Source organism: Pseudomonas sp. Tri1, from assembly GCF_017968885.1.
GTDB lineage: Bacteria > Pseudomonadota > Gammaproteobacteria > Pseudomonadales > Pseudomonadaceae > Aquipseudomonas.
Map to the genome: position 1 here is coordinate 5,364,712 of NZ_CP072913.1, position 26,636 is coordinate 5,391,347.

General features: G+C 61.2%; 24 protein-coding genes and 1 pseudogene. 6 read left to right on the forward strand and 19 right to left on the reverse strand.

Annotated elements, in window-relative coordinates; genetic code table 11:
• The first annotated feature begins 6 nt into the window (after positions 1 to 6).
• Positions 7 to 1,326: an MFS transporter gene (locus J9870_RS23290; RefSeq protein ID WP_210640486.1), complete on the forward strand. Its 1,320-nt coding sequence runs from the start codon at positions 7 to 9 to the stop codon at positions 1,324 to 1,326.
• Between the two features lie 103 nt (positions 1,327 to 1,429).
• Here J9870_RS23290 and J9870_RS23295 read toward each other — a convergent pair whose 3' ends face one another.
• Positions 1,430 to 2,188, reverse strand: coding sequence for a hypothetical protein (locus tag J9870_RS23295; RefSeq protein WP_210640487.1), 759 nt, complete (start codon positions 2,186 to 2,188; stop codon positions 1,430 to 1,432).
• Between the two features lie 328 nt (positions 2,189 to 2,516).
• Between J9870_RS23295 and J9870_RS23300 the strand changes: the two genes are divergently transcribed.
• Positions 2,517 to 3,008, forward strand: a complete 492-nt coding sequence (locus J9870_RS23300) for a hypothetical protein (protein ID WP_246883044.1) — start codon at positions 2,517 to 2,519, stop codon at positions 3,006 to 3,008.
• Between the two features lie 159 nt (positions 3,009 to 3,167).
• Positions 3,168 to 3,788: a flavin reductase family protein gene (locus J9870_RS23305; protein WP_210640488.1), complete on the forward strand. Its 621-nt coding sequence runs from the start codon at positions 3,168 to 3,170 to the stop codon at positions 3,786 to 3,788.
• A gap of 63 nt (positions 3,789 to 3,851) precedes the next feature.
• On the opposite strand, the gene J9870_RS23310 is transcribed toward J9870_RS23305, so the two are convergent.
• Entirely contained in the window at positions 3,852 to 4,082 is a 231-nt protein-coding gene (locus J9870_RS23310; protein ID WP_210640490.1) for a hypothetical protein, read from the reverse strand.
• A 43-nt stretch (positions 4,083 to 4,125) separates the two neighbouring features.
• The gene (locus J9870_RS23315) at positions 4,126 to 4,479 is read right to left on the reverse strand and encodes an antibiotic biosynthesis monooxygenase (protein ID WP_210640492.1); all 354 of its coding nucleotides are present in this window, start codon (positions 4,477 to 4,479) and stop codon (positions 4,126 to 4,128) included.
• A gap of 326 nt (positions 4,480 to 4,805) precedes the next feature.
• Here J9870_RS23315 and J9870_RS23320 point away from each other — a divergent pair, with 326 nt between their 5' ends.
• Entirely contained in the window at positions 4,806 to 5,735 is a 930-nt protein-coding gene (locus tag J9870_RS23320) for an AraC family transcriptional regulator (RefSeq protein ID WP_210640494.1), read from the forward strand.
• Positions 5,736 to 5,991: 256 nt separating this feature from the next.
• On the opposite strand, the gene J9870_RS23325 is transcribed toward J9870_RS23320, so the two are convergent.
• From J9870_RS23325 to J9870_RS23350, 6 genes and pseudogenes are all read right to left on the reverse strand, one after another.
• A complete protein-coding gene (locus J9870_RS23325) occupies positions 5,992 to 7,047 on the reverse strand; it encodes an ABC transporter ATP-binding protein (protein WP_210640496.1) in 1,056 nt (351 codons plus the stop codon).
• 15 nt (positions 7,048 to 7,062) lie between these two features.
• Positions 7,063 to 7,911, reverse strand: a complete 849-nt coding sequence (locus J9870_RS23330) for an ABC transporter permease (RefSeq protein ID WP_210640497.1) — start codon at positions 7,909 to 7,911, stop codon at positions 7,063 to 7,065.
• Positions 7,908 to 8,816 carry an ABC transporter permease gene (locus tag J9870_RS23335; protein WP_210640499.1) on the reverse strand — a complete coding sequence of 303 codons (909 nt, stop codon included), beginning with the start codon at positions 8,814 to 8,816 and terminating at the stop codon, positions 7,908 to 7,910. The genes J9870_RS23330 and J9870_RS23335 overlap by 4 nt, the downstream gene beginning before the upstream one ends.
• A 478-nt stretch (positions 8,817 to 9,294) precedes the next feature.
• Positions 9,295 to 10,398 (reverse strand): extracellular solute-binding protein, encoded by a 1,104-nt coding sequence (locus J9870_RS23340; RefSeq protein ID WP_210640501.1) that lies wholly within the window; start codon positions 10,396 to 10,398, stop codon positions 9,295 to 9,297.
• Positions 10,399 to 10,614: 216 nt separating this feature from the next.
• A complete protein-coding gene (locus tag J9870_RS23345) occupies positions 10,615 to 12,063 on the reverse strand; it encodes an aldehyde dehydrogenase family protein (protein WP_210640503.1) in 1,449 nt (482 codons plus the stop codon).
• Positions 12,060 to 13,696, reverse strand: a pseudogene (locus J9870_RS23350) (5-guanidino-2-oxopentanoate decarboxylase). The gene J9870_RS23345 and the pseudogene J9870_RS23350 overlap by 4 nt, the downstream one beginning before the upstream one ends.
• Positions 13,697 to 13,856: 160 nt before the next feature.
• On the opposite strand from J9870_RS23350, the gene J9870_RS23355 reads away from it, so the two are divergent.
• Positions 13,857 to 14,738 carry a LysR substrate-binding domain-containing protein gene (locus J9870_RS23355; protein WP_210640505.1) on the forward strand — a complete coding sequence of 294 codons (882 nt, stop codon included), beginning with the start codon at positions 13,857 to 13,859 and terminating at the stop codon, positions 14,736 to 14,738.
• A 129-nt stretch (positions 14,739 to 14,867) separates the two neighbouring features.
• Here J9870_RS23355 and J9870_RS23360 read toward each other — a convergent pair whose 3' ends face one another.
• Positions 14,868 to 15,887, reverse strand: coding sequence for an alpha/beta hydrolase (locus J9870_RS23360; protein ID WP_210640512.1), 1,020 nt, complete (start codon positions 15,885 to 15,887; stop codon positions 14,868 to 14,870).
• A 407-nt stretch (positions 15,888 to 16,294) separates the two neighbouring features.
• Here J9870_RS23360 and J9870_RS23365 point away from each other — a divergent pair, with 407 nt between their 5' ends.
• Entirely contained in the window at positions 16,295 to 17,029 is a 735-nt protein-coding gene (locus J9870_RS23365) for an EthD domain-containing protein (protein WP_210640513.1), read from the forward strand.
• Positions 17,030 to 17,111: 82 nt separating this feature from the next.
• Here J9870_RS23365 and J9870_RS23370 read toward each other — a convergent pair whose 3' ends face one another.
• From J9870_RS23370 to J9870_RS23410, 9 genes are all read right to left on the reverse strand, one after another.
• On the reverse strand, positions 17,112 to 18,245 hold the full coding sequence (locus J9870_RS23370) for an FAD-dependent oxidoreductase (protein WP_210640516.1): 1,134 nt from the start codon (positions 18,243 to 18,245) through the stop codon (positions 17,112 to 17,114).
• A gap of 492 nt (positions 18,246 to 18,737) precedes the next feature.
• The gene (locus tag J9870_RS23375) at positions 18,738 to 20,207 is read right to left on the reverse strand and encodes an NAD-dependent succinate-semialdehyde dehydrogenase (RefSeq protein WP_210640518.1); all 1,470 of its coding nucleotides are present in this window, start codon (positions 20,205 to 20,207) and stop codon (positions 18,738 to 18,740) included.
• Between the two features lie 16 nt (positions 20,208 to 20,223).
• A complete protein-coding gene (locus tag J9870_RS23380; RefSeq protein ID WP_210640520.1) occupies positions 20,224 to 21,240 on the reverse strand; it encodes a dihydrodipicolinate synthase family protein in 1,017 nt (338 codons plus the stop codon).
• Positions 21,241 to 21,267: 27 nt separating this feature from the next.
• The gene (locus tag J9870_RS23385; protein WP_246883045.1) at positions 21,268 to 22,050 is read right to left on the reverse strand and encodes an NAD(P)-binding domain-containing protein; all 783 of its coding nucleotides are present in this window, start codon (positions 22,048 to 22,050) and stop codon (positions 21,268 to 21,270) included.
• Positions 22,051 to 22,375: 325 nt separating this feature from the next.
• Positions 22,376 to 23,290: a LysR family transcriptional regulator gene (locus J9870_RS23390; protein ID WP_246883046.1), complete on the reverse strand. Its 915-nt coding sequence runs from the start codon at positions 23,288 to 23,290 to the stop codon at positions 22,376 to 22,378.
• Positions 23,287 to 24,072, reverse strand: a complete 786-nt coding sequence (locus tag J9870_RS23395) for a cyclase family protein (RefSeq protein WP_210640522.1) — start codon at positions 24,070 to 24,072, stop codon at positions 23,287 to 23,289. The genes J9870_RS23390 and J9870_RS23395 overlap by 4 nt, the downstream gene beginning before the upstream one ends.
• Entirely contained in the window at positions 24,059 to 25,066 is a 1,008-nt protein-coding gene (locus tag J9870_RS23400) for an NAD-dependent epimerase/dehydratase family protein (protein WP_210640524.1), read from the reverse strand. The genes J9870_RS23395 and J9870_RS23400 overlap by 14 nt, the downstream gene beginning before the upstream one ends.
• A complete protein-coding gene (locus tag J9870_RS23405) occupies positions 25,057 to 26,049 on the reverse strand; it encodes a fumarylacetoacetate hydrolase family protein (RefSeq protein WP_210640526.1) in 993 nt (330 codons plus the stop codon). Before J9870_RS23405 ends, J9870_RS23400 begins: the two co-directional genes overlap by 10 nt.
• Positions 26,046 to 26,618 carry a cupin domain-containing protein gene (locus J9870_RS23410; protein WP_210640527.1) on the reverse strand — a complete coding sequence of 191 codons (573 nt, stop codon included), beginning with the start codon at positions 26,616 to 26,618 and terminating at the stop codon, positions 26,046 to 26,048. The genes J9870_RS23405 and J9870_RS23410 overlap by 4 nt, the downstream gene beginning before the upstream one ends.
• Between the last annotated feature and the right edge of the window lie 18 nt (positions 26,619 to 26,636).

Sequence of the window (26,636 nt, forward strand, 5' to 3'; positions counted from 1 at the left end):
CCTTCAATGGATAACTCCAACGCCCTGCCCCTTGGGTCGGCCGCCGTGCCCGCCCGTGAAAGAACCACCACCAGCCGGATCAAATCGATCTTCAGCGGTTCGGTCGGCAACATGGTCGAGTGGTATGACTGGTACGTCTACGCCGCTTTCTCGTTGTACTTCGCCAAAGTCTTTTTCCCCAAGGGCGACACTACCGCCCAGTTGCTCAATACCGCCGCGATTTTCGCCGTAGGCTTCCTGATGCGCCCGATCGGCGGCTGGTTGATGGGCCTGTACGCCGACCGCGCCGGTCGTAAACGCGCCTTGATGGCCTCGGTGTACCTGATGTGCTTCGGCTCGCTGATCATCGCCCTGAGCCCGAGCTACGAAACCATCGGCGTCGGCGCGCCGATCCTGCTGGTGTTTGCCCGTTTGCTCCAGGGCCTGTCGGTGGGTGGCGAGTACGGCACCTCGGCGACTTACCTGAGCGAGATGGCCACCAAGGAACGTCGCGGCTTCTTCTCCAGCTTCCAGTACGTGACCCTGATCTCCGGCCAGCTCATCGCCCTTGGCGTGCTGATCGTGCTGCAACAGTTCCTCACCACCGAGCAGCTGTATGCCTGGGGCTGGCGCATTCCGTTCGCCATCGGCGCGCTGTGTGCGATCGTGGCGCTGTATCTGCGACGCGGCATGGAAGAAACCGAGTCGTTCACCAAGAAAGAGAAGTCCAAGGAAAGCGCCATGCGCACCTTGCTGCGCCATCCCAAGGAACTGATGACCGTGGTCGGCCTGACCATGGGTGGCACCCTGGCGTTCTACACCTACACCACCTACATGCAGAAATACCTGGTGAACACCGTCGGCATGAGCATCTCCGACTCCACCACCATTTCCGCCGCCACGCTGTTCCTGTTCATGTGCCTGCAACCGGTGATCGGCGGGCTGTCGGACAAGATCGGTCGCCGGCCGATCCTGATTGCCTTCGGCATCCTCGGGACGCTGTGCACCGTGCCGATCCTCACTGCCCTGCACACTATCCAGAGCTGGTGGGGCGCGTTTTTCCTGATCATGGCCGCGCTGATCATCGTCAGCGGCTACACCTCGATCAACGCCGTGGTGAAAGCCGAACTGTTCCCCACCGAAATCCGCGCCCTGGGTGTCGGCCTGCCGTACGCACTGACTGTGTCGATCTTCGGCGGCACCGCTGAATACATCGCGCTGTGGTTCAAGAGCATCGGTATGGAAACCGGCTACTACTGGTACGTGACGGCGTGCATCGCCGTGTCGCTGCTGGTGTACATCACCATGAAAGACACCCGTAAGCACTCGCGGATCGTCACCGACTGACAGGGTTCCACAGTCACTGCAACGGTGACTGTGGTGGCCCCATCGCGAGCAGGCTCGCTCCCACAGGATTTGCGCTGGACCTGTGGGCGCGGCGGCGCGGTAATCAGGTCAACTCAGCGGCACGCTGCCCGTTGCCGTAACGGTTCTGCGCATAGGTCGCGCCAGCGATCATCACAATCAGTATCCCTGCCAACACCGCCGATGAGCCGACGGTGCCGAAGTCCAGACCACCCTGGTCATGGGGCTTGGTCATCAAGTCACCCAGCGTCGCGCCAAGGGGACGCGTCAGCACGAACGCTATCCAGAACAACACCACCGACGAAATCCTGGTGAAGTACTTGAGTAGCACGACTGCGGCAATGGCCGAGCTGATCAACAATGCGCCGCCGGCAAATCCCAGCCCCGAATCGTCGGCCAAGTAATCGCCAAGCGCGGTGCCCAGGGTGTTGGAAAACAGAATCGCCATCCAGTAGAACATCTCGCCGCGAAAGGTCTGCACCTTGGTGACGTTGAGCGAATCACCACTCAGGCGCCAGGCGGCGAAGATCGCCAACAAAATCGCAATCAGGATCATCGACCCGGTGGCGTACCCCAACTCAAGGGTGCGATCCATGAAATCGGACATTGTGGTGCCCGCCGTGCTGGTGGACAGGATCACTATCCAATACAGCAGCGGCTTGTAGGTCTTGGCCATCAGTTGCGTAACCAGCGTCAGGACAAACACGCTGATCAGAATCAGCGAGCTGATGGCGTAACCGACATTGAGGGTCATCGATAACAAATCCCCTGCGGTTTCGCCAAGGGTCGTCGCGCAGATTTTCATGACCCAGAAGGCCAGGGTAATTTGGGGCAATTTATTCATCGCAGGGCAAGCTCCAGTGTGTGATGGCGGGCTCTTGGTGGCCATGGGGGCAGACTGGAGATACGGCGGTGAAAAACAGGTCGGGAATGTATGAAAAATCTGTCACACGGAGCGATTAATCACCCGTTAATGCTGGCGCTGCACCCTGAGCTCATCTGATCGATCATCTGCGCGACGTTCGCTGCAACTCTGAAGCGATGATATGCGTCGCCCTTAACATCTATTTAATCGATTAGTTTTAGCATTATTTTGAGATTTTCAATCAATTTAATTGGCGTAGCATTCACCCCATGCAAGACACATCGCCAACGAACCTGGAGTGACAACCATGAAAACCAAACTGATCCTCGCCCTGACCTTGTCCGTATTGACCGCCAACACCTTCGCCGCCGACGGTTTCGACAAAACCGGTACCGCCTCCTTTGGCTCGGGTGCCAGCGCTGCCATCGAACGCAGCCACACCGGTAGCTACGCTGCCGACGGCTTCGACAAGACCGGCACTGCCGACGCCATCGCCGCTGACGGTTTCGACAAGACCGGCACCGCCGACGCCATCGCCGCTGACGGCTTCGACAAGACCGGCACGCCGACGCCATCGCCGCTGACGGCTTCGACAAGACCGGCACTGCCGACGCCATCGCCGCTGACGGTTTCGACAAGACCGGCACCGCCGACGCCATCGCCGCTGACGGTTTCGACAAGACCGGCACCGCCGACGCCATCGCCGCTGACGGTTTCGACAAGACCGGTACTGCCGATGCCATCGCCGCTGACGGTTTCGACAAGACCGGTACCGCTGAAGCGATTAGTTGATTGTTGAAGCAAAAAAGATCGCAGCCTTCAGCAGCGCTTACGGATTGAATACGGTCCTGTAGGCGCTGCCGAAGGCTGCGATCTTTTGCATCAACCAAATATGGAAATAAAAGGCCCAGCCTTGCACTATTGGCCGCCTACGAACGGCCCTCCAGGATCCCCCGCCATGCCCGATGACATCCATTTCTACGAACCGGCCAACGGCCACGGCCTGCCCCACGACCCGTTCAACGCCATCGTCGGCCCGCGCCCCATCGGCTGGATTTCTTCGCAAGATGCCGAAGGCCGCCTGAACCTGGCGCCCTATAGTTTCTTCAACGCCTTCAACTACATCCCACCGATCATTGGTTTCTCCAGCGTCGGGCGCAAAGACAGCCTGAACAACATCGAACAGACCGGCGAATTCGCCTGGAACCTGGCCACGCGACCGCTGGCCGAGCAGATGAACCAGAGCTGCGCGATGGTCGCGCCTGAGGTCAACGAATTCGAACTGGCGGGTTTGACGCCGGTGGCGTCACGGCTGATCCAGGTGCCACGCGTGGCCGAAAGCCCGGTGTCCTTCGAATGCAAGGTTACCCAGATCATTCAGTTGCAACGGGCGGATAAAGGCCTGGTGCCAAGCTGGCTGATCCTCGGCGAAGTGGTCGCCGTGCATATCGCCAAGTGGCTGTTGAAGGACGGGGTGTACGACACCGCCGCCGCCGAGCCAATCCTGCGCGGCGGCGGGCCGGCGGATTATTTCCAGTTGGGGCCTGAGGCGCTGTTCAAGATGTATCGCCCCCAGTAGAAGGTTGCCTTGTGGCGAGGGGATTTATCCTCTCGCCACAAGGCCATTCCCATCGATGCGGGTTTACCAGACCAATCCGCCCTCGGCGTCGACACCCTGAAGACGGGTCAACTCCTTTGCAGCAGCATCATCAGCCTCGTGAGCGGTCTTGAAGCTCTGCAGTTCAAGCACCTTGGTAAAACGCGGCGCACCCGAGCCGCCGATGGCCTTGGTGGCAATGGCGGCATGGTAGCCGCCTTCTCTGGGGATCACAGCGGAAACAGCTTCAAAGGTTTCAAAGGCTTTACGTGCCATGTCTTGTGCATCCTGGCAGTGGAAAATGATGCTCATTAAACCTTCAACCGGCCAGTTTGTGTACCTGCGCCAGGCATCCTTCAGTCGCCTGGGCGACGGAGACTTCGCGGAACGTGTGGAAATCCAGGCTGCTCACCACCAGGTCCTGCACCAGCTCGGCGAAAATCGCCATGGCCGGTGAATTGAAGTAGGCATCCATCGCCAGTTGATTGACCCAGAGCCCGGACACCAGCCACAAATCCGCATCACACTGGGAATGTTGCAAGGCAAAGTGCAGACAACCGGGCGCCTGGCGCGAAGGCGCGATCAGGGTACTCAGGCGTGCCCCCAATTGCTTCGAACAACCGGCACGGGCGCGGACAAAAGCCATGTGACTGACGGGGATCTGTGTAGTCATGTTCAACCCTCCCAGGTGATCCGTTGTGCAGCCGGGGACAGGCTGCGACAGGATCAAAGGTTAAGCGCCGCGATGCCAGCTTCGTTAGTCGATTCCTGCCGACCCATTGCACAATCCTGCGCACGTGCAGGGTAAAATCCGACATTGATCCGGTTGGAAGCCGGGAAGTTGAAACAAAAGGTTTCAAGCAAGTTTCCACCGCCTTGTACCGTCCCGTCCCGCAGCGCCGTGCAGGATCAGGCAAGCTTTCGACAGGATGTGGCTACCGCAGCGCCTTGCACAAACATAAGCTTTGCCCATCGCCCCTATCTCCTGAGGATTCCGGCATGTCGCCGCTCGACCACGCCCACGTCCCGCTGGACACGCACCTGGAACAACAGCGCGCCGAATTGGCGTCGATCATCGACCGCAACACCAGCGAAGACGGCAGCTACGCCACGGCCATCGGCTCGCTGAACCTGTCGCGTCACAGCAAACCCCAAAAGTTCGCCCCGGTGCTGGCCCAACCCGCGCTGTGCATCATGGCCCAGGGCAGTAAACAGGTGCGCCTGGCCGACGAATTGTTCAATTACGATCCGCTCCATTACCTGGTGGTCTCGGTGTCGATGCCGTTGAGTGGTTGCATCGCCGACGTTTCGCCCGAGGAACCGATCCTGGCCCTGCGCCTGGACATTGACCCGGCGGAAATCACCGCACTGATCGCCGACGCCGGCCCCCTGGGTGTGCCGACCCGACCCGCCGGGCGTGGGTTGTATGTCGAACGCCTGGACACGCCGACGCTCGACGCCGTGCTGCGCCTGGCCAGGTTGCTGGACAGCCCGAAAGACATCGCCATGCTCGCGCCGCTGGTACGCCGGGAGATTCTGTACCGCCTGCTGCGCAGTCCTCAGGGCTACCGGCTGTACGAAATCGCCATCGCCAACAGTCAGAGCCATCGCATCAGCCAGGCGATCAAATGGCTCAACGGCCATTTCGAACAGCCATTGCGCATCGATGACCTGGCCCGGGAAGTGAACCTCAGCGTCTCGACCCTGCATCACCGCTTCAAGGCCATGACCGCCATGAGCCCGCTGCAATACCAGAAGCAACTGCGCCTGCAGGAAGCCCGGCGACTGATGCTGGCCGAAGGGCTGGAAGCTTCGGCGGCGGGGTATCGGGTGGGTTATGAAAGCCCTTCGCAGTTCAGCCGCGAGTACAGCCGGTTGTTCGGCGCCCCGCCGCTGCGGGATCTGGCGCGGTTGCGGTTGAGTGTTTGATCCGTTTTTTTTTGTTGACTGGGCCGGCCTCATCGCGAGCAAGCTCGCTCCCACATTGGGTCTGTTGTAAACAGAGAATCTGTGTTCACTGAAGATCCCCTGTGGGAGCGAGCCTGCTCGCGATGGGGCCAGTAGAAGCGCCTCATCTCTCCCACATTGGGTCTGTTGTGAACAGAGAATCTGTGTTCACTGAAGATCCCCTGTGGGAGCGAGCTTGCTCGCGATGGGGCCAGTAGAAGCGCCTCATCTCTTGAACTCAGGCACTGAGCAACCGACACGCCTGCGCCGGTATGGTCACCGACACCGCATGCCCGATCCCCAGGTCCATGCCCTGGCAAGGCGTACTCAGCGCGGTGAAGGAGATTCCGGAACACTCCACCGTGGTCTCCACGGTCGCGCCGATGTCCCGCACGAACGTCACCTTGCCCAACAAGCGATTGCCCGCCGTGGCCTGGGGCGCGGACAGTTGCAGGTCTTCGGGGCGCACCAGCAACTTGATCTTCTCGCCAACGACGATGCTATGGCTGGCCGGCACTTGCAGCGTGTCCCCGCCCGGCAGCCCGACCTGCCCGTTGCCCAGTGTGGTCGCGGGGAAGATGTTGCCTGAGCCAATGAAATCGGCGACGAATTCATTGGCCGGGTGCCGGTAGATCTCGATCGGCGTACCGACCTGTTGCACCCGGTGCTCACCCAACACCACCACGATGTCGGCCATGGTCATGGCTTCGCGCTGATCGTGGGTCACCAAAATGGTGGTGATGTTCAAGCGCTGTTGCAGTTGGCGGATTTCCACTTGCATCGACTCGCGCAACTTGGCGTCCAGGGCCGACAGCGGTTCGTCCAACAGCAGGATTTTCGGCCGGGCGGCAATGGCCCGGGCAATCGCCACGCGCTGGCGCTGGCCGCCGGAAAGCTTCGCCACTGGCCGGTCGATCATCGCCTGGAGCTGGATCAGTTCCAGCAACTCCACCACCCGCGCCTGTTGCTCGACCTTGCTCACGCCGCGCAGTTTCAGTGGATAGGCAATGTTCTCGCCGACGGTCATGTGGGGAAACAACGCCAACGATTGAAACACCATGCCGAAATTGCGCAGGTGCGCCGGGGTATGGCCGATGTCTTGGCCATCCAGGCGAATTTCACCGCCGCTGAGGCTTTCCAGGCCGGCAATCATGCGCAGCAGCGTGGTCTTGCCACAGCCCGAAGGTCCGAGGAAACACACCAGCTTGCCCTCGGGCAAATGCAGGTTCACGTCCGTTACCGCACAGGCCGAGCCGTAGTGTTTCTCGACGTTTTCCAGTATCAGTCCAGTCATGTCTTCACCTCGAAATCAAAAGGAAACACCGCCCTCGCCTACCAGTTTCTCCAACGCCCAGATCAACACGAAGTCGATCAGCACGATGAGTACGGCAAACGAAAAAACGGTGGGGTCCAGCGACGACACGGTGCGGCTGTACATCCAGATCGGCACGGTCATGACATCGATGGTGTAGAGGAAATAGGTCACGGTGAACTCGTTGAACGAGACGATGAACGCCAACAGCATCCCGGCGAGAATCCCCGACTTCATCAAGGGCACCACCACATCGACGATGGCCCGCTGCGGTGTGGCGCCCAGCATGCGCGCGGCCTCTTCCACTTCACTGCCGATGCCGAGCATGGCGGCGGTGCAGTTCTTCACCACAAACGGCAAGGCCAAAATGACGTGGGCAATGACCAGCCGCGAGGTGGTCATCTGGAACGGCAGGCTGTCGAACACCAGCAGCAGTGCCAAGCCCAGCACCACCATGGGAAACACCAGCGGCAGCGACATCAGTTGCAGCGCCACGGCCTTGCCACGGAACTCGCAACGGGTCAGCGCGTAGGCCGCCGGCACTGCGATCAGTGTGGCGAACACCATGGTCAGGCAGGCCACCAACAGGCTGGTCGCCATGGCCTGGCCCAGGCTCAGCACATCGCTGGCATCCGGCGACACAAAGGTGTGCCAGGCGGCCCGATACCATTGCAGGCTGTAGCTGCTCGGCGGAAAGTCCAGGTTCGCGGCGCCGCTGAAGGACATGACGATCATGGTCAGGATCGGCAATACCGCCAGCAACAGGATGAAACCCGATAGCAGCCCCACTGCACGCCCGGTTTCACCCGGCAACAGCGACTGGCGTTTTTTACCCGACACGCTCATTGAGAGGCCTCCAGCATTCGCCGACGACGGCCGGTGAAATATTCGGACAGGGTCATGATCATCAACGTGGTGACAATCAGCACCACCCCGGCGGCGGACGCGGCGGGCCAGTTCATCAACGGGGCGATCTGGTCGTGAACCATCACCGCCAGCATCGGCACCCGTCGACCGCCCAGCAGCAGCGGCACGACGAAGCTGCTGGCGTTGTAGGCAAACACCAGCGTCGCGCCGGTGATAATCCCCGGCAAGCTCATGGGCAGCACCACTTGGCGAAACACTTGGAAGCGGCTGGCGCCGAGGGTGGCGGCAGCCTCTTCATAACTACGGGCAACGCCACGCATGGCGCTGGCGATGGGCAGCACGGCCAGCGGAAAAGCCGTCTGAACCAGGCCCATCAACACACCATTCTGGTTGTACAGCAACATGATCGGCCGCTTGATCAGGCCCAGGCCCATGAGTGCCTGGTTGAGCATGCCGGCCGGGCCGAGGATCACCAGCCAGCCATAGCTTTGCAGCAGCAGGTTGACCAACAACGGCAGCAGCACCGCCGCCAGGAACACCCGCCGCAACAACGGCGAAGCCAAGCGCGACATGGTGTAGGCCACGGGGATCGCCAACAGTACGGCGATCACCGCGCTAATCAATGCCAGGCGCAAGGTCAGCAGCAGGGACTTGAGGTAATAGGGCTCCAGCAACTGCCCGTAACTGGCGAGGCTGAAACCACTCCACTCCGCGCCTTTGGTGCCGACGCTCATGCGCAGCACCAACAGGCTGGCAGCGATCAGCACACCGAGAAACAACATCGACGGCGACAGGAAAAGCCAGGCTCGGCTGGTGGGTGAAATGCCCCGGGTTGGACGCATGGGCGCAACACTCTGGGGATGGGTTAACGGTTGGTGTTCCATGGCAAGGTCTCGTCAGTGGAAAACGACAGAACAAACACAAATCTCAAAACGCCCCGATTCCCTGTGGCAGCGAGCTTGCTCGCGATGGCGGCGGCACAGGCAACATCCCAGCCAACTGACCCACCGCTATCGCGAGCAAGCTCGCTCCCACAGTGGATCTCCAGTGGTCACAGAATCCATGCACACCCCAACTCCTACAGTGGATCTCCAGTGGTCACAGAATCCATGCACAGCCCAACCCCTACAGTGGATCTCCAGTGATTACAGAATCCATGCACACCCCAACTCCCACACTGGATCTCCAGTGGTCACAGAATCCATGCCCCCCCCTATTCCCTGTGGGAGCGAGCTTGCTCGCGATGACGGCGGCACAGGCGACATCCCAGCCAACTGACCCACCGCTATCGCGAGCAAGCTCGCTCCCGCAGTGGATCGGCGGTGGAGACAGAGTCCATGCACATACCCAGTGGTGCTCGAATCAGGAAGAGAAGATTTCCGTGTACCGGCGAATCCACTGGTCATGCACCGTCGCCAGGAAGGCGTTGTCGTGCATGATCGCCTTATCGGCAATTTGCTCCGGGGTGAGGATGTACGGGCTCTTGCGCGCTTCGGCGGAGATGATGGCCTTGGCGTTGACCGGGCCGTTGAAGATGTCTTCGGCCATCTTGCCCTGCACCAGCGGGTCGAGGGAGTGGTCGATGAAGGCGTAGGCCAGATCAGTGTCACCCGGGCGGTTTTTCGGCATGACCGAGAGCATCAGGTCGGTGTAGAACCCCTCCTTCATGCCAAACGTCGCCCCCAGGCCGTAGGCCGGGTCGCGGATCTGCTTGGGGAAAAACGCCGGCGCGTACAAGCCCCCCATGTCCAGGGAACCGGTACGGAACAGCTCGGCGATCTGGTTCGGGTTTTCCCCCAGGGTCACCACCCGGTCCTTGAGCTCGGCGAGTTTCTTGAAGCCGGGTTCGATATTGTGTTCGTCACCACCGGCCAGCTTGGCGGCGATGATGATCAGGTCCATGGCCTCGGTCCAGTTCGGCGGCGGCAGGAAAATGTTCGGGGCCAGGTCCGCGTCCCACAGTGCGGCGTAGCTGTCCGGCGCCTGTTTCAAGGTTCGGGTGCTGTAGACCAGACTGTTGCACCACAGCAGGTAACCGATGCCATGGCCACCAGCGCCCGTGCGATATTGCGCCGGCACATCGGCCAGGTTGGGAATGCGGTTGAGGTCAGGCTTTTCCAGCAACCCGGCGACGGCCAGGCCCTCGGCGCCGACGCCAGCCAGGGTGATGATGTCGTACTGCGGCCGGTCGCCACCGGCCTTGAGCTTGGCCACCATTTCCGAAGTACTGCCGGTGCGGTCGGCAATGACCTTGGCCCCGGTCTTGGCCTCGAAGGTTGCCGCGATATTGCGCAACGCCGCCAGCCCGGTGTCGTCGGACCACGTGAGCAGGCGTAGGGTCTTGCCGACGAACCGCGTGTCACTGGCCCGGGCGCTGATGAAGGGCACGCTCATGGCGGCCGCCGCTACCGAAACCACACTTGCAGTCTTGATGAATTGACGTCTGTTCAGATCATGCTCGCCCATGGAGGACTCCCTTTATTCTTTTAAGTATGAGGTGGGTAAAAACCGCTGCGCCCGCACCGTTCGACATCGAGCAAAGCCCCGTACTGCTTGGGCTCTGCCGCCGCCTGCGGCCATCCTGGGGTTGTGCAAAATCCCTGACTATCGAAAAAAACTCATTGAAGCCATGTTCCTGGCGCATGCCTTTTTTCGAGGCATGCGTGACCTGATAACGCGCCGTCAGACCGCCCGGATCACATGCTTGATTTCCTGAAACGCCGCCAATCCCCAAGGCCCCAATTCGCGGCCAAGGCTGCTCTGCTTGTAACCACCCCAAGCTGCCTGGGGGAAAATCACCTGGGGGGCGTTGATCCACACCAACCCTGCCTGTAAGGCGTTGGCCACCTGTTCGGCAGCCGTCGTATCACGGCTGACCACACTGGCCACCAGGCCGAAACGGCTGTCGTTGGCCAGGGCGATGGCCTGCGCCTGGGTGCTGAAACGGCGTACGCACAGCACGGGTCCGAAGATCTCCTCGCACCACAACGCACTGTCCAGGGGCACATCGGTGAAGACGGTCGGCTGTAAAAAAAAGCCGCGCGGCAGATGCGCGGGCCGCTGTCCACCACACACCAGCGTCGCCCCGGCGCTCAAGCCACGGTCGATATGCCCCAGCACGCGCTGGTATTGCGCCTGGTTGACCAACGCGCCCATCTCCACGTCCGCGTCGAACGGGTCGGCCACGCGGATCGCCTCGGCGCGGGTCTTGAGCCGCTGCAGGAACTCATCGGCCAGTTCATCGGCGACCAGTACGCGGCTGGTGGCCGAACACATCTGCCCGGCATTGAAAAAACCGCCGCCGCAGGCCAGTTCCACCGCCAGGTCCAAGTCGGCATCGGCCAGCACCAGCAAGGACGATTTACCGCCCAATTCCAGGCTTACGCCCTTGACCGTTTCCGCCGCCCGCTGCATCACCTGCACACCCACCGCATTGCTGCCGGTGAAGGAAATCTTCGCTACACGCGGGTCCGCCGCCAGCGGCGCTCCGACAGCCAGGCCGGTGCCACAGACCAGATTGAACACCCCGTGGGGCAAGCCGCATTCGGCGATGATCGACGCCAGCGCAAGCTCCGGCAGCGGCGTGACTTCCGAGGGTTTGAGCACCACACAGCAGCCGGCAGCCAGGGCCGGGGCGAGTTTCCAGGCGGTGGTGACCATCGGGAAATTCCACGGCACGATCAAGCCGACCACACCGCAGGGCTCGCGGCGCAGACGTGCGCTGAAATCAGCGCTGGGCAATGCCAGCGGATTGTCTTGCCGAACGTCCAAGCCTTCGGCCAGTTCGGCGTAATACTCGAACGTGGCAACCACATCGTCGACATCGATGGCCGCTTCGAACAGCGGTTTGCCATTGTTGCTCGATTGCAGGTGCATCAACCGCTCACGCGCCTCCCGCACGCCGGCGGCGATACGGCGCAGAAGCGCACCGCGCTCGCGGCCAGAAGTGTTCGACCACGGGCCGAAAGCCTGGGTAGCGGCCTCCAAGGCCTGATCGACGGCGTGTTCATCGCCGCCATAAACAGTGGTCAGCAGTGCCTCGGTCGCCGGATTGATCACCCGTAGCGGTTGGTCACCTGCGGACCATTGGCCGTTGATGTACAGCCCGTCTTGCGTTGTGAGCACACTCATTTCGACACCTCAGCCATCCAGCGTGCCTGATCGATTTCGATCAGCGTCGGCCCCTGCCGGTCGCAAGCGGCGAGCAACGCGGCGTACAGTTGCGCCACGCCGTCGATGGTTTCGGCCGCGCAGCCCAAGGCCTTGGCGACACCAATGAAATCCGGGGTGTAGATGTCCACACCCACCGGTTCGATGGCGCGATTGACCATGTATTTCTTGATCTCTTCGTAACCCTGGTTATTCCACAGCAGCACGATCACCGGGGTCCGCGCTTCCACCGCGCAGGCCAACTCCGGCAGGGTGAACTGCAAGCCGCCGTCGCCGATCAGGCACACCACCGGCGGGCGACCGTGCCCCAGGTCCTTGCCCCGAGCCAGGCGCCGATGGCCGCCGGCAACGCATAGCCGAGGGTGCCGTAGCCGGTCGACGAATTGAACCAGCGACGTGGCTGTTCCGGGTTGAAGGTCAGGTTGCCGGTGTACACCGGTTGGGTGGAGTCGCCGACGAATACCGCGTCGGGCAGCGCCTGCAAAACGGTGTCGAGAAATAGCGTCTGAGCGCGAGCCGCAGCGTCCCAGCTCCCTGCCAGATCGGCCCGCAACCGCGCAGCGCGCGCCGGCCCCCAATCGCCGCAGCGCTCGGCCAAGGGGTGCGCGTTCAACCCGTCGAGCAGGGCCCGGGCAGCCGTACGTGCATCGGCCACCAGGGCCAAGCGCGGTGAATAGTTGCGCACGGTCTGGTCCGGGTCGATGTCGATACGCAGCAACGCACCTGGGATCTCGAAGCCGCCGGCAAAGGTAATGTCATAGTCGGTTTCGGCCAGTTCGGTGCCGATGGCCAGCACCACATCCGCCTCGGCCACCAACGCCCGGGTGGCGACCAGGCTCTGGGTCGAGCCGATCAGCAAAGGATGTCGGGATGGCAACAGCCCCTTGGCATTGATGGTCAACGCTACCGGCGCGCCGAGGCGTTCGGCCAGTTCGCTCAATTCGACCGCCGCGTCAAGGGCGCCGCCACCGGCCAGGATCAAGGGCCGCTTGGCCGATGCCAGCATGGCCGTCATTTGCTCCACGGCATTGGGTGCAGCGCCAGCGCGGCTGATGTTCACCGGCACGCTGGCGAGCAAGGCATCGGCGTCCTCGACCAAAACGTCCAACGGAATTTCGATGTGTACTGGCCGCGCACGCCCAGCCTGGAACAAGGCAAAAGCCCGGGCCAGCACGGCGGGTAATTCAGCGGCGGACATCAGCGTGTGGGAAAACGCCGCCACCCCGCTTACCAATGCACTCTGGTTCGGCAGTTCATGCAACTTGCCGCGTCCTCCACCCAACTGGCTGCGCGACTGCACACTGGAGATCACCAGCATCGGGATCGAATCGGCATAGGCCTGGCCCATGGCGGTGGTGATGTTGGTCATGCCGGGGCCGGTGATGATGAAACACACGCCGGGCTTGCCGCTGACCCGGGCATAACCGTCGGCCATGAAGCCTGCGCCCTGTTCATGACGCGGGGTCACATGGCGGATACTGGAACGGGCCAGCCCGCGGTACAACTCGACGGTGTGCACGCCAGGGATGCCGAACACCTGCTCCACGCCATAGCCTTCGAGTAACTTGACCAATACTTCGCCGCACGTTGCCATTGCCACTGCCCTTTTTCTTGTCTTGGACGGGGCCCCGCGCAATGCGCTGCGAGCCCTTTTTATCTTTGGTAATGGCGTTATTGGAACGGTCCGACCATAGCGGCAACAATGGATAAAAAGTCATACTAGCCATGTCTTCACGTCATGGCTTGGATCCGAAATGAAACGACTTCCCCCACTGCCGGCGTTGCACACGTTTCTGATCACGGCCCAATGCTGCAACTTCACCCGGGCCGCCGAACAGCTGCACATTACCCAGGGCGCGGTGAGCCGGCAGATCGCCGGGCTGGAAGATCACTTGGGTTATGCACTGTTCCAGCGCCAGGCCCGCGGACTGAGCCTGACCGCCGAGGGCCAGGCGTGGCTGCCTCGGGTGCAGCAGGTGTTCAGCCTGATCGGCGAGGCGGTGGAGCAGATCGGCGAAAAGCGTCAGAGCCTGCAACTCAAGGCCCCGACCTGCGTGATGCGCTGGTTGCTGCCACGCCTGCTGCAATGGCAGAAGGAACGCCCGGACGTGCCGGTGGAACTGACTACCACGGCCAGGCACGGCGTGGACTTCCAGCGCGAAGCCTTCGACGCCGCAGTGATCTATGGCCCGCCACCCGACGCCTCACTGGGGTGCCTGCACCTGTTCGACGAACAACTGACGCCCGTGTGTTCCCGCCCGGTCCTGGAGGGCGCCGTGCCGCTGCGTGAACCCGCCGACCTGCAACAACACCTGCTGTTGCACCCCACCCGTGACGAGCGCGACTGGAACGCCTGGCTGGAGGTTGCCGACGTGCACTTGAGCAATCTCAACAAAGGCCAGCATTTCGAAACCCTGGACCTGGCAATGTCCATGGCGTCCCAGGGCACGGGCGTGGCGATTGGCGACTGGTCGCTGATCGGCGACGACCTGAGCGCAGGGCGGCTGGTGATGCCGTTCGAGCTGAAGGTCAAGACCGGCTTGGGCTATCACCTGGTGTACCCGCGCAAACCCCAGGCCTCGGCGCAATTGCAGGAATTGATGGAGTGGTTGGTGGAGCAGGCTCAGGCGCGGTAGAGGCAGGGATCTCGATCGTTCCTACGCCCCGCGTGGGAATGCTGCCAGGGACGCTCCGCGTTCCGCTTCTGGAAGGTGACGCAGCGCGTCAAGGGATGCGTTCCCACGCAGAGCGTGGGAACGATCAAATCAGAGCAAATTCGGCGCCTGCACCGGTTCGATCTGCGCCCAATGCGAGGTGTCTTCGCGGTGCTGCTTCAGATAGGGCAACACCGCCCCCAGCAACGGCGCCTTGAACGCATCCTGGAAACGATGGGCCAGGCCCGGGATCAACTTCAACTGGCTGCCTTGGATATGCGCCGCCAGATGCACCCCATGCATCACCGGCAGCAGCGGGTCAGCAGTGCCGTGAACGACCAGGGTCGGTACCCGCAGCTGGTTGAGCAACGCCACCCGGCTCGGCTCAGCCATGATTGCCATGATCTGGCGCTTCACGCCCTCAGGGTTGAAAGCCCGGTCATAGGCCAGTGCCGCCTGATGCAGCAGCGCCTGACGGTCGTCGACCACCATCGGGCTGCCCAGGGCGGCCAGCAGGTCGGCCTGCTGTTCAAGGGCCATCTCGCGATTCGGCGCACCGCGCCGGGACAACAGTTGCACCAGTCTTTCGCTGGGTGCGGGCAGGCCGGCGGCGCTGGAGCTGGTCATGATCAAGGTCAGGCTTTCGACCCGCTCGGGCGCCATGGCCGCCATGTGCTGGGCGATCATCCCGCCCATGCTGGCCCCCAATATGTGGAAGCTTTGCACGTGCAAGGCGTCCATCAGCCCCAACCCGTCGTCAGCCATGTCGGTCAAGGTATAAGGCGCGGCCACGGGTAAGCCGAGCTTGTAGCGCAAGGCTTCGAAGGTCAGGTTGGCGCTGCCGGGCGCCTGGCGCCAGGTGGACAAGCCGACATCGCGGTTGTCGTAGCGGATCACCCGGAAACCTTGCTCGCACAGGGCAACCACCACCTCATCCGGCCAATGGATCAATTGCCCGCCAAGCCCCATCACCAGCAGCAACGCCGGATCCGAGGCACGACCAATGCTCTGGTACGCCAGGCTGACCTGATCCAGATCGACCCGTTGGGTCGCAACGTTGACGTCACACCGAGAAGCCGCCATCGACGGCAGGCCGAACAACAACGCGGCCAGGAAAATGAATACACGCATGAAGAAACACCGAAACGCAGAACCCCAGTAGAGCGCGAGTCTGATGAAGTTTGTTCAAGCGCGCTGCCACAGTTACGTGACAGTTTGATGAAGATTGCCGAGCGGTTGCCTTCCTCCGGACGAATGAAGCAGCGAGCCGGGCATTGCTGCTGTGGCGAGGGGATTTAGCGAAACGTCACAGCGCCCCGCCGGACGGCGCGGCAGGCCCACACCAGCAACTCAATCGTCATGCATGTTTTTTAGTGATACCTGCCAGCAGAAACACCGATTGGTTTGCCAGGCAACGTTGGCCTTATCTTTTATTTCTAAAAAACCTAAGGTGGAGCCAACCTCTAGAAAACCACACGCCTCGGTGTTTAGAACGACAAGAACAATTCAATTAAACCCTCCCAGACGCGAGAGTCATCATGATTAAAATGCTAGCCGCCGTACGCCGGAAGCCCGGAATGACACATGCTGAGTTTTTGGATTATATAGAGCACCAGCATGGAAAAATCGCCCGAGCCAAACCTTTAGGTGTCAAACGATACGTGCAAAATCATGTCATCGACTCTGCTTTCGGCGTTGACGCCGACATGACCTACGCAACAGGCTTTCACAGAGACTCCATCACCGAGTTATTTTTTGACGACATGTCAGGTTTGATCCAAACCTTCAGTGATCCCTATACCCAACAAACCGTTGGACCTGACGCAAAAAATTTCGCTGACCTGGCCAACCAGGCCGCTCAGTTGATGGATGAAGTAGAGACCTCCAGCACAGGTACCACGCCCCTCCAATGGAAGGCGATGATCTTTCTGAAAAAGAACCCCGCGGTGAACCTGGATAGCTTTTTCACCGCATGGGATGTGGCGCACGATGCGATCGCCAATCAATACCCAAACTTTCAAAATGTCCTACGCCGGCATGTTCGTTCCAGGTACCTGCCCGAAGGTGACAGAGTGACCTCCTATTTCGGGCCAAACATCGCGGTATACGAAGGGGCTAGCAGCATGTGGTTTGAACATGAAGCCGACTTCTCTATCTTTCGCCAGTATCAGCGAGCACTGTTCCAACAACTTTCTGACGAAGGGGTCGCGCTGGCATCAGAGTCCTTTTTTGTGTATGTCAAAGAAGTGGTCATTATGGACCTGAGCCAGTAACAACTTGATCGATGGGGCGGCTGTTCTACATCACTTCAACGCGGGTTTTGCGCAGCGGATGTAGAACAGCGACTCATTTGACTCAGATAGGCTCAGCCAACGTAGCCGTGGAATCTCGCATGATCTGAGCATGCTCTTCCTTGTCACCGGCACTTTTTTCTATCTCGCACAGCCGTGCGGAATTCTCGACCACCAGTTGGCAACGTTCCCAACGCCGCGCTTCGAACCGGCTCAGGGCGGCCTGTAGATCGCTATCGGCGAACAGTTCTTCGGCAAGCACGATGGCACTCTCGATTCCAATCCCAGCCCCGGAAGCCAGATGTGGCGTGGTGGCATGCACCGTGTCCCCGATCATCACGATGCGGCCTTTATGCCAGGGCAGCGGAACCAACAGATTGGCCAGTGGACGGTAGTCGATATTGGCGCCCGGCTCGTACAGTTGCGGCACGAGCGTTTGCAGGATCGGTGCGGGGAACTCAGCCAGAAGACGCGCCATTTCGCTTGCCCAATTGGCCGGATCAATCCACTCGGAAAACTCGCGGTTTTCCATGAGGAACATGTACATGTGCGTTTCGGATATCGGATTGACGCCGACCTTGGTGCGTCCCAACCAATGACTGGGGCGTACGATTTCCGGCGGACGCTTGAGCACCGCACGCCAGACACTCTGGTGAATGGGTTTTGGCGAGGGTGCTTCTGGAAAAAAGTCCTTTCGCATATGCGAATGCACGCCATCGGCGGCAATGACCAGGTCATAGCGACCGCAGGTGCCGTCGGTGAAAGACACGTCAACGCCATCACCACGCTCGACGACGCTGGCGAACGTAATGCCCAGGCGCACGTTGGTGCCGACTTCCCGGGTCTTATCGGCAAAGATTCGCGCCAGCACCGGGCGCAGGATGCCGCCACCACAGGGAATCGGTTTATGGCTGACCGGAGGTCGCAGCGCCAACTGTACGATCAGGTCGCCTGCGGGTGAAAACACATCGAAATCGGTCGACAGATACCCTTCGCTGGCCACCCTTTCAAGGATTCCGACTGTATCGAGCGCTCTCAACGTCGGCCCACTGAGCGTAATACCTGCCCCCAGGGGACACCACAAAGGATCTATTTCGACCAGGTCGACTTCGACGCCCTGACGGGCAAGCTGGATCGCCGCGGTCATGCCGGAAAAACCGCCTCCGACGATCAGGACCTTATTGACTGCTGCACTCATCACGCTCTCCTAATTATTCTTATTTCAATCGGGCTGACATTGCATGGCGCACCGACGAGCTCTGCAGCGCTATCGACTCACTGCCGCAAGTTCATAAAATTCCGACTGACAAAGCCGGAGCAACAACGAGACTATCGAATCGGCTATCCGCGCTGAAATCGCTTTCCACAATCCGAGGTATCGCTGGAGAAGATGGGTATCGCGGGGGCATCGGAGAATCAGGTGGCGGTGGTGTTGGATATGCCTACGCCTTCGCGAGCAAGCTCGCTCCCACAGGTTTTTGTGTCGGGTGCAAATGCTCTGAACACCTGTGAACCCAATGTGGGAGCGGGCTTGCTCGCGAAAGCTGAGGGTCGGCTTGAGGTGATGCTGGATGTGCCTACGCCATCGCGAGCAAGCTCGCTCCCACAGGTTTTGTGTCGTGTGCAGCTGTTGTGAGCACCCGTGAACCCAATGTGGGAGCGAGCCTCCAGGGGCTTTAACTGCGTTGGCTCAAACGCTTTCCAAGCCATCCCAGCAGAGGTATTTCACCTCAAGGAACTCGTCGATACCCAGATGAGATCCTTCCCGCCCAAGACCGCTCTGCTTCACGCCACCGAAGGGGGCGACCTCATTCGAGATCAACCCGCAGTTGATCCCGACCATGCCTGATTCAATGCGTGCAGCGTTACGCCAGATTCGCGCCGCATCACGACTGAACAAGTAGGCAGCAAGGCCATACTCGCTGTCGTTGGCCATGGTGATCGCCTCGTCATCCGTCTCGAAACGCAACAGCGGCATGACCGGGCCGAAGATCTCCTCCCGGGCAACCTTCATCGTATGCGTCACATCCGCAAGCACCGTGGGTTGGAAGAACCCGCCACCGATTGCATAACGGCTACCGCCGGCCAACAGCCGCGCCCCCTGCGCCAGCGCATCGTCGACCAGCGCTTGGGATTTCTGTACCGCAGCTTCGTCGATCAACGGCCCCACCTGCACACCGGGTTCCAGACCGTTGCCTACTGTAAGCCGTGCCACGCGCTCGACAATGCGCTCGGCCAGTGCGTCATAAACCCCGGCCTGCACCAACACCCGATTCGCGCCGATGCACGACTGGCCGCTGTTGCGAAACTTGGCCAACATCACTCCGTCGGCAGCCGCATCAAGGTCAGCATCGTCAAAGACGATGAAGGGTGCATTGCCGCCCAGTTCCATCGAACATTTCTTGACGGTCTGCGCCGCTTGCGCCAACAGCAGCCGGCCCACTTCAGTGGAACCGGTAAACGTAAGCTTGCGCACCAGTGGGTTGGCGGTGAGTTCGCCGGCGATATCCCGGGTGTCATTACCGGTGATCACGCTGAAGACACCCGCCGGCACTCCGGCACGTTGGGCAAGCTCGGCGAGGGCTAGCGCCGTCATCGGCGTCTGGCTTGCCGGTTTCACCACCATCGTGCAGCCCGCAGCGAGCGCCGGAGCGGCCTTGCGGGTGATCATGGCGGCCGGGAAGTTCCACGGCGTTATGGCGGCGCAGACCCCGATGGGCTCGCGCAATGAGACGATACGCTGGGTGTCTTTCACACCGGGGATCATGTCACCGCGCACACGCGTGGCCTCTTCCGAAAACCAGCGAACGAAAGAGGCGGCGTAATCGACTTCACCACGGGCCTCCTCCAGTGGCTTACCCTCCTCCAGGGTAATCAGCGTGGCGATGTCCTCACGGTGTTCGACCATCAACTCATACCAGCGGCGCAACACCTCGCCACGGCGTTTGGCCGTCAAGCGTCGCCACGGACCAAAGGCCTCATGCGCTGCATCGATTGCCCGGCGGACCTCGGGCACGCGGCAGCGCGGCAGCTCGGCGAGCACCGTTTGATCCACCGGATTACGCAGCGTGTACTGACCGTGCGGCGTCTCGTTCAACCACTCACCCGCGATGTAGGCACCAGTACGCCACAGCGTGGGATCTTTCAATAAATGCTTCATTTGGCAATCCTCATCATCAGCAAGGGTGACGCCCGATCATGAAGGCGCTATCGGGATCGGATGTCACCGGCAGGCCCGCGGCAACCAGCCCTTGACGCAGGGATTTCATCAAGCGATCCGGCACACGCATCGCCGGGGCACGCAGTGGGCCGCCGTTGAAACCGGCGAGCCAGTCCTGGTATTTCCACATCGTGCGGTTGAGCACCCCGGTACCGCCGGCATAGGTTTGTGCGGCGGCGCCGTTGGCGCTGCGTGCCGGATTGACCTTCCAATACAACTCCATCGCCTCCTCGAATCGCCCGGTGCGCGCCAGTTCGAAAGCCTTCGGGTAGTAATCGCTCATCCAGGCGGTGTTGCTGGTGCCGGAAAACTGCAGCTTCATCAGGCTCATCAAGGGAATGGCATCACCTTCGATCGGGCAACTGATCACGACCTGATCACGGAAGTGGTAATACATCTCGCAAATGCCCGCCGGCAGCGGAAACCCTTGCTCCGATTTGATAGCCGCGATATTCGGACAATCGGCCAACAGACGACGGACCAACTCCAACGACATCCCCGCTGGATGCACGCGCTCAAAGCCCCATAGCGGAATCGGGAACAGCATGACGGCAAGCTCTGTCGCGTCGCACAATGACTTGGTGTAGTCGTAGATTTCCTGCTCGTTGGTCGGCCAGAACTGCGGTGGATAAGAGAGCAGGACGATGTCGGCACCGGCATTCTCGGCGAGCTTCACTGCCTCGATGTTCTCCGCCAGCGTGCCAAACGCCGCGTGGAAAAACAGGATCAGGTCTTTCCCCGACTCACGGGCCCAAGCGGTGAATTGCGCGTTTTCCTGGGCAGAGATCGCCAGCTCGCTGCACAGCAATGTGCTGCTGTAGCCCAGCCCAACCGTGTGTTCTACGTCGTGGCGTATGCCGCGCTCATTGAGCCGCTTGAGATCAGCACTGAAGCTTGGAATGGTGACTGCCGAGCAGCCCACCAGGTTTTCACGCGCCCAGGCACGGGCATCAGCTTTCTTGTAAGTGGCCATGATGATTTCCTTCGTTCAGTGGAGGGGTTATTTCGAGACAGGGACAATGCTGGCGGGTAGCTCGATGCCAAGGCCTTGTTGCCTGGCGCGCTCGTACAGCGCCTGCGCAATGACGACGTCCTGCAAAGCCGAGCCAACCGACTTGTAGAGGACGATGTCGCTTTCGTTTTGGCGCGCAGTGACATGACCCGCCACCAGATCCGCCAGCGCGACTAATTTGTCGGCGACATAGACACCGGCATTGATCGCAGCAATGGCGTCGCCGGTGTCGTGAAGCACCTCCTGCGGCATATCCGCGACGATGCAGACGGCTCGATCCATCGTGGCCGGGTCAACCTCCCTTTGCTCAGGCAGGGTGGAACCCAATGACACGACCGTGGTACCCGCAGAAAGCCATGCCCCTTGCAGTACGGGAGACTCGTCACGACTGCGTGCGGCACAAATCACCACATCACAGCCCTGCACGGCCTCTTGCGCAGTGTTCACTGCGTGGATATCCAGCCCCGGCCTGAAGCTTTCGGCAAACCGCTCACGGCTCGCGGGCGTTGGGCTGAACACCCGGACATGGGCCACATCGCGTACGGACTTGAGGCAGTCCAGCGCGCCACGTGCTTCAAACCCCGCGCCAATCACTCCCACCCGCAGCGCGCGTTGAGGCGCCAGCAAATCGACCGCCAGCGCAGCGGTTGCAGCGGTGCGCAAACCCGTCACCCGATTGCCGTCGATTAGCGCACTGAGGGCCATGGTTTGCTGATCGAACAAGGCGATCAGGTAGCTGGCGCAGCGGGCCCGCATGGAGGCTGCGATCAACTTGCATCCCATATGGCCGCCAGTGGGGGGACGGCAGTCAAACTGCGCAGCCAGATGCCGTCGCCGCGCGCCATGGACCGCGGCGGCACCATGGCATCCGAGGTGGTGCAGGCATACGCCTGCGCGAGTGCGGCAACGGCTGTGCTCCAGTCGGCGAGCGCGGCCACATCGGCGTCGCTGAGAAAAAGCGTCGGGGCAATTACAGGGGCACTGGGGAGTCATGCATGTCGCTAACCTCGCAATCGGGTATCAGCCATTGATTGACTGACACCCTACGAGCCGCGCACCACGCCGAATACTGCTGGGAATCGAAAGCAGCTATCGCTCAAGTCGATGGCATGGACAGATTGCAGATCAACCGTCGCACTTCACGGGAGGCACGCGTTACAGGACGACGGGGAGACTCGACAAGCACGACAAAACGCTCGAGAACGGGCTCGACGATGCGCGATGAAATCAATCGTTGATCCAGCGAGCCCGGTAGCACAGAGGCAATCGCATAGCCTCCGCCTGCCGCAACGACTTCGTACTGGAGCTGGACGGAGTCTGCTTCCACGGCAACGCTCAGTTCCATGAAATGCTCGAGCGCCAGGTGATCGAGCCTGGCTCGCAACAAATGGGGACGCCCTGGGACCACCAATGGCAATCCAGATAGCTGCTTCAATGCAATGTCCCGGTCAGCGAGGACTGGATCACTGGCCGGCCCGATCAAATGCAGAGGCAACCTGGCCAGCAGATACGCCTCGCCGATGCTTGCTTCACTCTCGCGCAGGACCAGCGCCATATCGAGACGACCATCGTGCAGCTGCTCTTCAAGTTGCGCACTCGCGCCCTCGATCAGGTGCAACCTTACGCCCGGCATCTGTGCTTGCACCGCCGCAAAAAGCGTACCGGCAAACCGCCGTACCGCGGACGGCAGCATCCCTACGACCACCTCCCCCACCGGTTTGCCACGCCGGGTACGAATATCGTCGGCCAGGCCTTCAGCGTCTGCGAGCAGATTCGATACGCAAGGCAGCAACTGCTCGCCAAACTCGGTCAGGACCACTCCACGTCCGGTACGCTGGAACAGCCGCTCGCCACACTGCGATTCGAGCTGAGCGATATTTCGACTCACCATCGACTGCGGCATATCCAGTAAAACCGCCGCTTTGCTCAGGCTGCCGGCCGCCGCGACCCGCACGAACAATATCCATCGAGGATCGACAATCGTCAGCGCAGTGGCCGCAGGCACGCTCATTCTTCGAAAATCGCCACGGCGCGGACGAAACCGGCCGAAGCGTGCCTGATCTTGTAGGGGAAACAGGACACCTGGAAACCATGGGCCGGCAAACATTCCAGGTTGGCCAGTTTCTCCATCTGACCGTAACCGATATCGCGCCCGGCCTTGTGCCCTTCCCAAATGATCGAGGCATCGCCACTGGCGGCGAAGCGTTCGCGCGTGTACTTGAAGGGCGCATCCCAACTCCAGGCATCGGTACCGACCACGCGCACACCGCGCTCCAGCAGAAACAACGTGGCCTCGCGACCGATGCCAACCCCGGCATCCAGATAGCCCGGCTGGCCAAACAGCGCCCCGGCGCGGGTGTTGACCAGGACAATATCCAGCGGCTGGAGCACGTGGCCGATGCGCTCCAACTCTGCTTGCACTTCGGCGGCGCTGACCACATGGCCATCCGGCAAGTGACGAAAGTCCAGCTTCACGCCCGGTTGCAGGCACCAGTCCAACGGCAGCTCGTCGATGCCGAAAGCCGGCTTGCCGCCGTCGGTCGTCGAGGCGTAATGCCAGGGGGCATCCATATGCGTACCGCTGTGCGTCGTGATCTGCAGGCGCTCGGCGGCCCAGGACTCATTGCCCGGCAGTTGTTCCTTGGACAGCCCGGGAAACATCGCGGCCATCTCCGGCCAACCTTGCTGGTGGTCCATGTAGTCGATTTTCGGCAGCAATGGCGGAGGATCAGTGTATGGGTTGTTGTCCAGGGTCACGGACAGGTCCACCAGACGACGTTTAGTCGATTGCATTTTCGCTCACTCCAAGCCCCACCCGCCCACGCGCACGGCGCGCAGGGGTAGCAGCGTTCAAACTGTTACGTATCAAGGCACCGGCAGAGCCGTCATGACGAAAGCCAAGGGCACGGGACTGGGGCGTTTTCATCGCTGGGAAATTGCCGAACAACGCTTGCAGACCAGCATCCGGTGCGAAGCTGATCAACGCGCGGCGCTCCTGGCCATAGGCAGCGGCCAGGGCATCGATGACCTGGGCAATGGACAAGTGCAACAGCGGTAACTGCCAGACCCGTGACTCGCCGAGTTCGGCGGCCGGCAGTTCGGCGGCCCGCAACAGGTTATCCACGCAACACCGCACGGACATCCACCACGCCTGCGCCTGCGGCGAAACCGGGCAACAATATGGCTGGCCTTCAGCGAAGGCGTGCAGCAGATCGCTCATGAACGCCGAACGCAGTCCATTGGGTTCACGTGGCCGCGCGACAATGCCGGGCAAGCGCACCGCTCGACCGTCCACCTCGCCCCGGCGGGCCAGGTCGTTGAGCGCCATTTCCACCATCACCTTGTGCGTACCGTAGCTCAACTGCGGGCTGGGCACGGCACGCTCATCCATGCGTGCCGGCAGGTCGCCGCCGTACACCGCCACGCTGCTGGCATACACCAGCACCGGCCGGCCGGGTTGCACTCGAAGTTGGTCAAGCAACTCCAGGCTGGCCAGCAGGTTGACCTGGTAGCCCAATGAATAGTGCTGCTCGGCCGCCCCACCGGGGATACTGACCAAATGAAAAACCACATCGATGCCATCGGCCAGGGCGCGACGCAACAACGCAGCGTCGGTCACACTGCCGCAATGCCGGCGCAGACGCTTATCCTCCGCAAACCCCACCAACTCTTTATCCAGCAGTATCAACGCGCTGATCGGCCGGCCTTGTAATTCATTGGTTTCGAGCAATCGTTTCACCAGCGCCCGCCCGACAAAACCATTGGCCCCGGTAATCATCACGCGCATGGGAGGTCTCCGCGCACGACACGCTGGTCTATCGCGCCGAATACCGACTGCCCTTGCAGATCGAAGACTTCCATGCGCACGCGATCACCAAAGCACATGAATGGCGTCTGTGGCGCACCATGCTCAATCATCTCAACCGCACGACGCTCAGCGATGCAGGCGGCGCCCACGCTGGGGTCGGCATTGGAAACGGTGCCGGAACCGATCAGGCAGCCGGCCCTGAGGCGCCGGGTCAGTGCCGCATGAGCAATCAACTGATGAAAGCCGAAATGCATGGCACCGCCATTGGCGTGGCCAAACCACTGACCGTTCCAATCCACCCGCAACGGCAGATGCACACGCCCATCACGCCAGGCTTCGCCCAGCTCGTCAGGGGTTACCGCCACCGGGGCAAAACTTGATGAGGACTTGGCCTGGATAAAACCAAAGCCGGTCTTCATTTCACGTGGTGCGAGCGCTCGCAGGCTGACATCGTTGACTTGCACAATGAGCCGGATATGGCTTGCGGCCTGTTCAGCCGAGCAGCCCATGGGCACGTCATCGACCAACACCGCGTACTCCCCTTCAAAGTCGATGCCATGGGTTTCACTCGGTAAAACGATGTCGTCGTGGGGGCCCAGGAAATCATCGCCGCAGCCCTGGTACATCAGCGGGGTGTGTTCAACGCCTTCGATCGGATCGAGCCCGAAAGCCTTCTGCATCCGCTCCCCATGGCTGAGGAAAGACGAGGCATCCAACCATTGCCAGGCACGCGGCAACGGCGCAGCGGCCTGCTGCGGATCGAAAGCGAAGGCACCGGCCTGGGAGCCCGCATTCAAGGCGGCATAGCGAGCGCGCAAAGCGCTCTCGACGTCGGACCAACGATCGACGGCATCCTGCAGCGTCGCGGCAATATCGCTGGCATCCACCGCCCAGGCCAAGTCGCGCGACACCACCAGCAGGCGACCGTCGCGGCTGTGATGCTTGAGGGTACCGAGCTTCATGCGTGTTCTCCTTGCAGCTCGGGGGCGAAGCGCCCATCGAGCAGGACAAACAGCATGCGTGCCATCTGCTCGGTGCGGTTGCTCCAGGCGTGGTTGGTGCCTCGCTGCACGACGATGTCACCGCGCTTGAGATGCACCTCCTCGCCATCGAGCACCAGCCAGACCTCGCCCTCGGTGACCACGCCGTAATCGAGCGTTTCGGTGCGGTGCATCAGCTTGTGCTTGGAATCCGCCTGTCCCGTACCGGCATGGGCTTGGCCTATTTCGGCGAAAGCCGCCGCGGCATCCTCGGCGCTGACCTGGTTCTGCACGCTGTCAGGCGGAATATCCACCACGCGAATGACACTGCCCAGCGGTGTCGGGCTCAATTGAAGCGGCTTGCTGGTGGGGTCGTCACCGTTATCCAGCACGGCCGGGCTGGCGCCACTGTTCCAGATCTCATGGAAGACCGTGCCGGGTACCGCCTTGAGCGGGAAGCTATTGGGCGTCGGCCCGCTGAGCGCGACCACCGCCAGGCCCTGGGCATCGTGCCCAGTGACCACGCGTTTGAAACCAGGAAGTTGTTGCATATTCGACTCCTCAATCAG

Coding starts and splice junctions, on each gene's coding strand:
- J9870_RS23335 (WP_210640499.1), bottom strand. CDS start 8,816: ATGGAACACCAACCGTTAACCCATCCCCAGAGTGTTGCGCCCATGCGT.
- J9870_RS23330 (WP_210640497.1), bottom strand. CDS start 7,911: ATGAGCGTGTCGGGTAAAAAACGCCAGTCGCTGTTGCCGGGTGAAACC.
- J9870_RS23305 (WP_210640488.1), top strand. CDS start 3,168: ATGCCCGATGACATCCATTTCTACGAACCGGCCAACGGCCACGGCCTG.
- J9870_RS23325 (WP_210640496.1), bottom strand. CDS start 7,047: ATGACTGGACTGATACTGGAAAACGTCGAGAAACACTACGGCTCGGCC.
- J9870_RS23375 (WP_210640518.1), bottom strand. CDS start 20,207: ATGAAGCATTTATTGAAAGATCCCACGCTGTGGCGTACTGGTGCCTAC.
- J9870_RS23390 (WP_246883046.1), bottom strand. CDS start 23,290: ATGAGCGTGCCTGCGGCCACTGCGCTGACGATTGTCGATCCTCGATGG.
- J9870_RS23345 (WP_210640503.1), bottom strand. CDS start 12,063: ATGAGTGTGCTCACAACGCAAGACGGGCTGTACATCAACGGCCAATGG.
- J9870_RS23310 (WP_210640490.1), bottom strand. CDS start 4,082: ATGGCACGTAAAGCCTTTGAAACCTTTGAAGCTGTTTCCGCTGTGATC.
- J9870_RS23405 (WP_210640526.1), bottom strand. CDS start 26,049: ATGAAGCTCGGTACCCTCAAGCATCACAGCCGCGACGGTCGCCTGCTG.
- J9870_RS23360 (WP_210640512.1), bottom strand. CDS start 15,887: ATGCGTGTATTCATTTTCCTGGCCGCGTTGTTGTTCGGCCTGCCGTCG.
- J9870_RS23400 (WP_210640524.1), bottom strand. CDS start 25,066: ATGCGCGTGATGATTACCGGGGCCAATGGTTTTGTCGGGCGGGCGCTG.
- J9870_RS23290 (WP_210640486.1), top strand. CDS start 7: ATGGATAACTCCAACGCCCTGCCCCTTGGGTCGGCCGCCGTGCCCGCC.
- J9870_RS23315 (WP_210640492.1), bottom strand. CDS start 4,479: ATGACTACACAGATCCCCGTCAGTCACATGGCTTTTGTCCGCGCCCGT.
- J9870_RS23380 (WP_210640520.1), bottom strand. CDS start 21,240: ATGGCCACTTACAAGAAAGCTGATGCCCGTGCCTGGGCGCGTGAAAAC.
- J9870_RS23355 (WP_210640505.1), top strand. CDS start 13,857: ATGAAACGACTTCCCCCACTGCCGGCGTTGCACACGTTTCTGATCACG.
- J9870_RS23370 (WP_210640516.1), bottom strand. CDS start 18,245: ATGAGTGCAGCAGTCAATAAGGTCCTGATCGTCGGAGGCGGTTTTTCC.
- J9870_RS23320 (WP_210640494.1), top strand. CDS start 4,806: ATGTCGCCGCTCGACCACGCCCACGTCCCGCTGGACACGCACCTGGAA.
- J9870_RS23410 (WP_210640527.1), bottom strand. CDS start 26,618: ATGCAACAACTTCCTGGTTTCAAACGCGTGGTCACTGGGCACGATGCC.
- J9870_RS23295 (WP_210640487.1), bottom strand. CDS start 2,188: ATGAATAAATTGCCCCAAATTACCCTGGCCTTCTGGGTCATGAAAATC.
- J9870_RS23365 (WP_210640513.1), top strand. CDS start 16,295: ATGATTAAAATGCTAGCCGCCGTACGCCGGAAGCCCGGAATGACACAT.
- J9870_RS23395 (WP_210640522.1), bottom strand. CDS start 24,072: ATGCAATCGACTAAACGTCGTCTGGTGGACCTGTCCGTGACCCTGGAC.
- J9870_RS23340 (WP_210640501.1), bottom strand. CDS start 10,398: ATGGGCGAGCATGATCTGAACAGACGTCAATTCATCAAGACTGCAAGT.
- J9870_RS23300 (WP_246883044.1), top strand. CDS start 2,517: ATGAAAACCAAACTGATCCTCGCCCTGACCTTGTCCGTATTGACCGCC.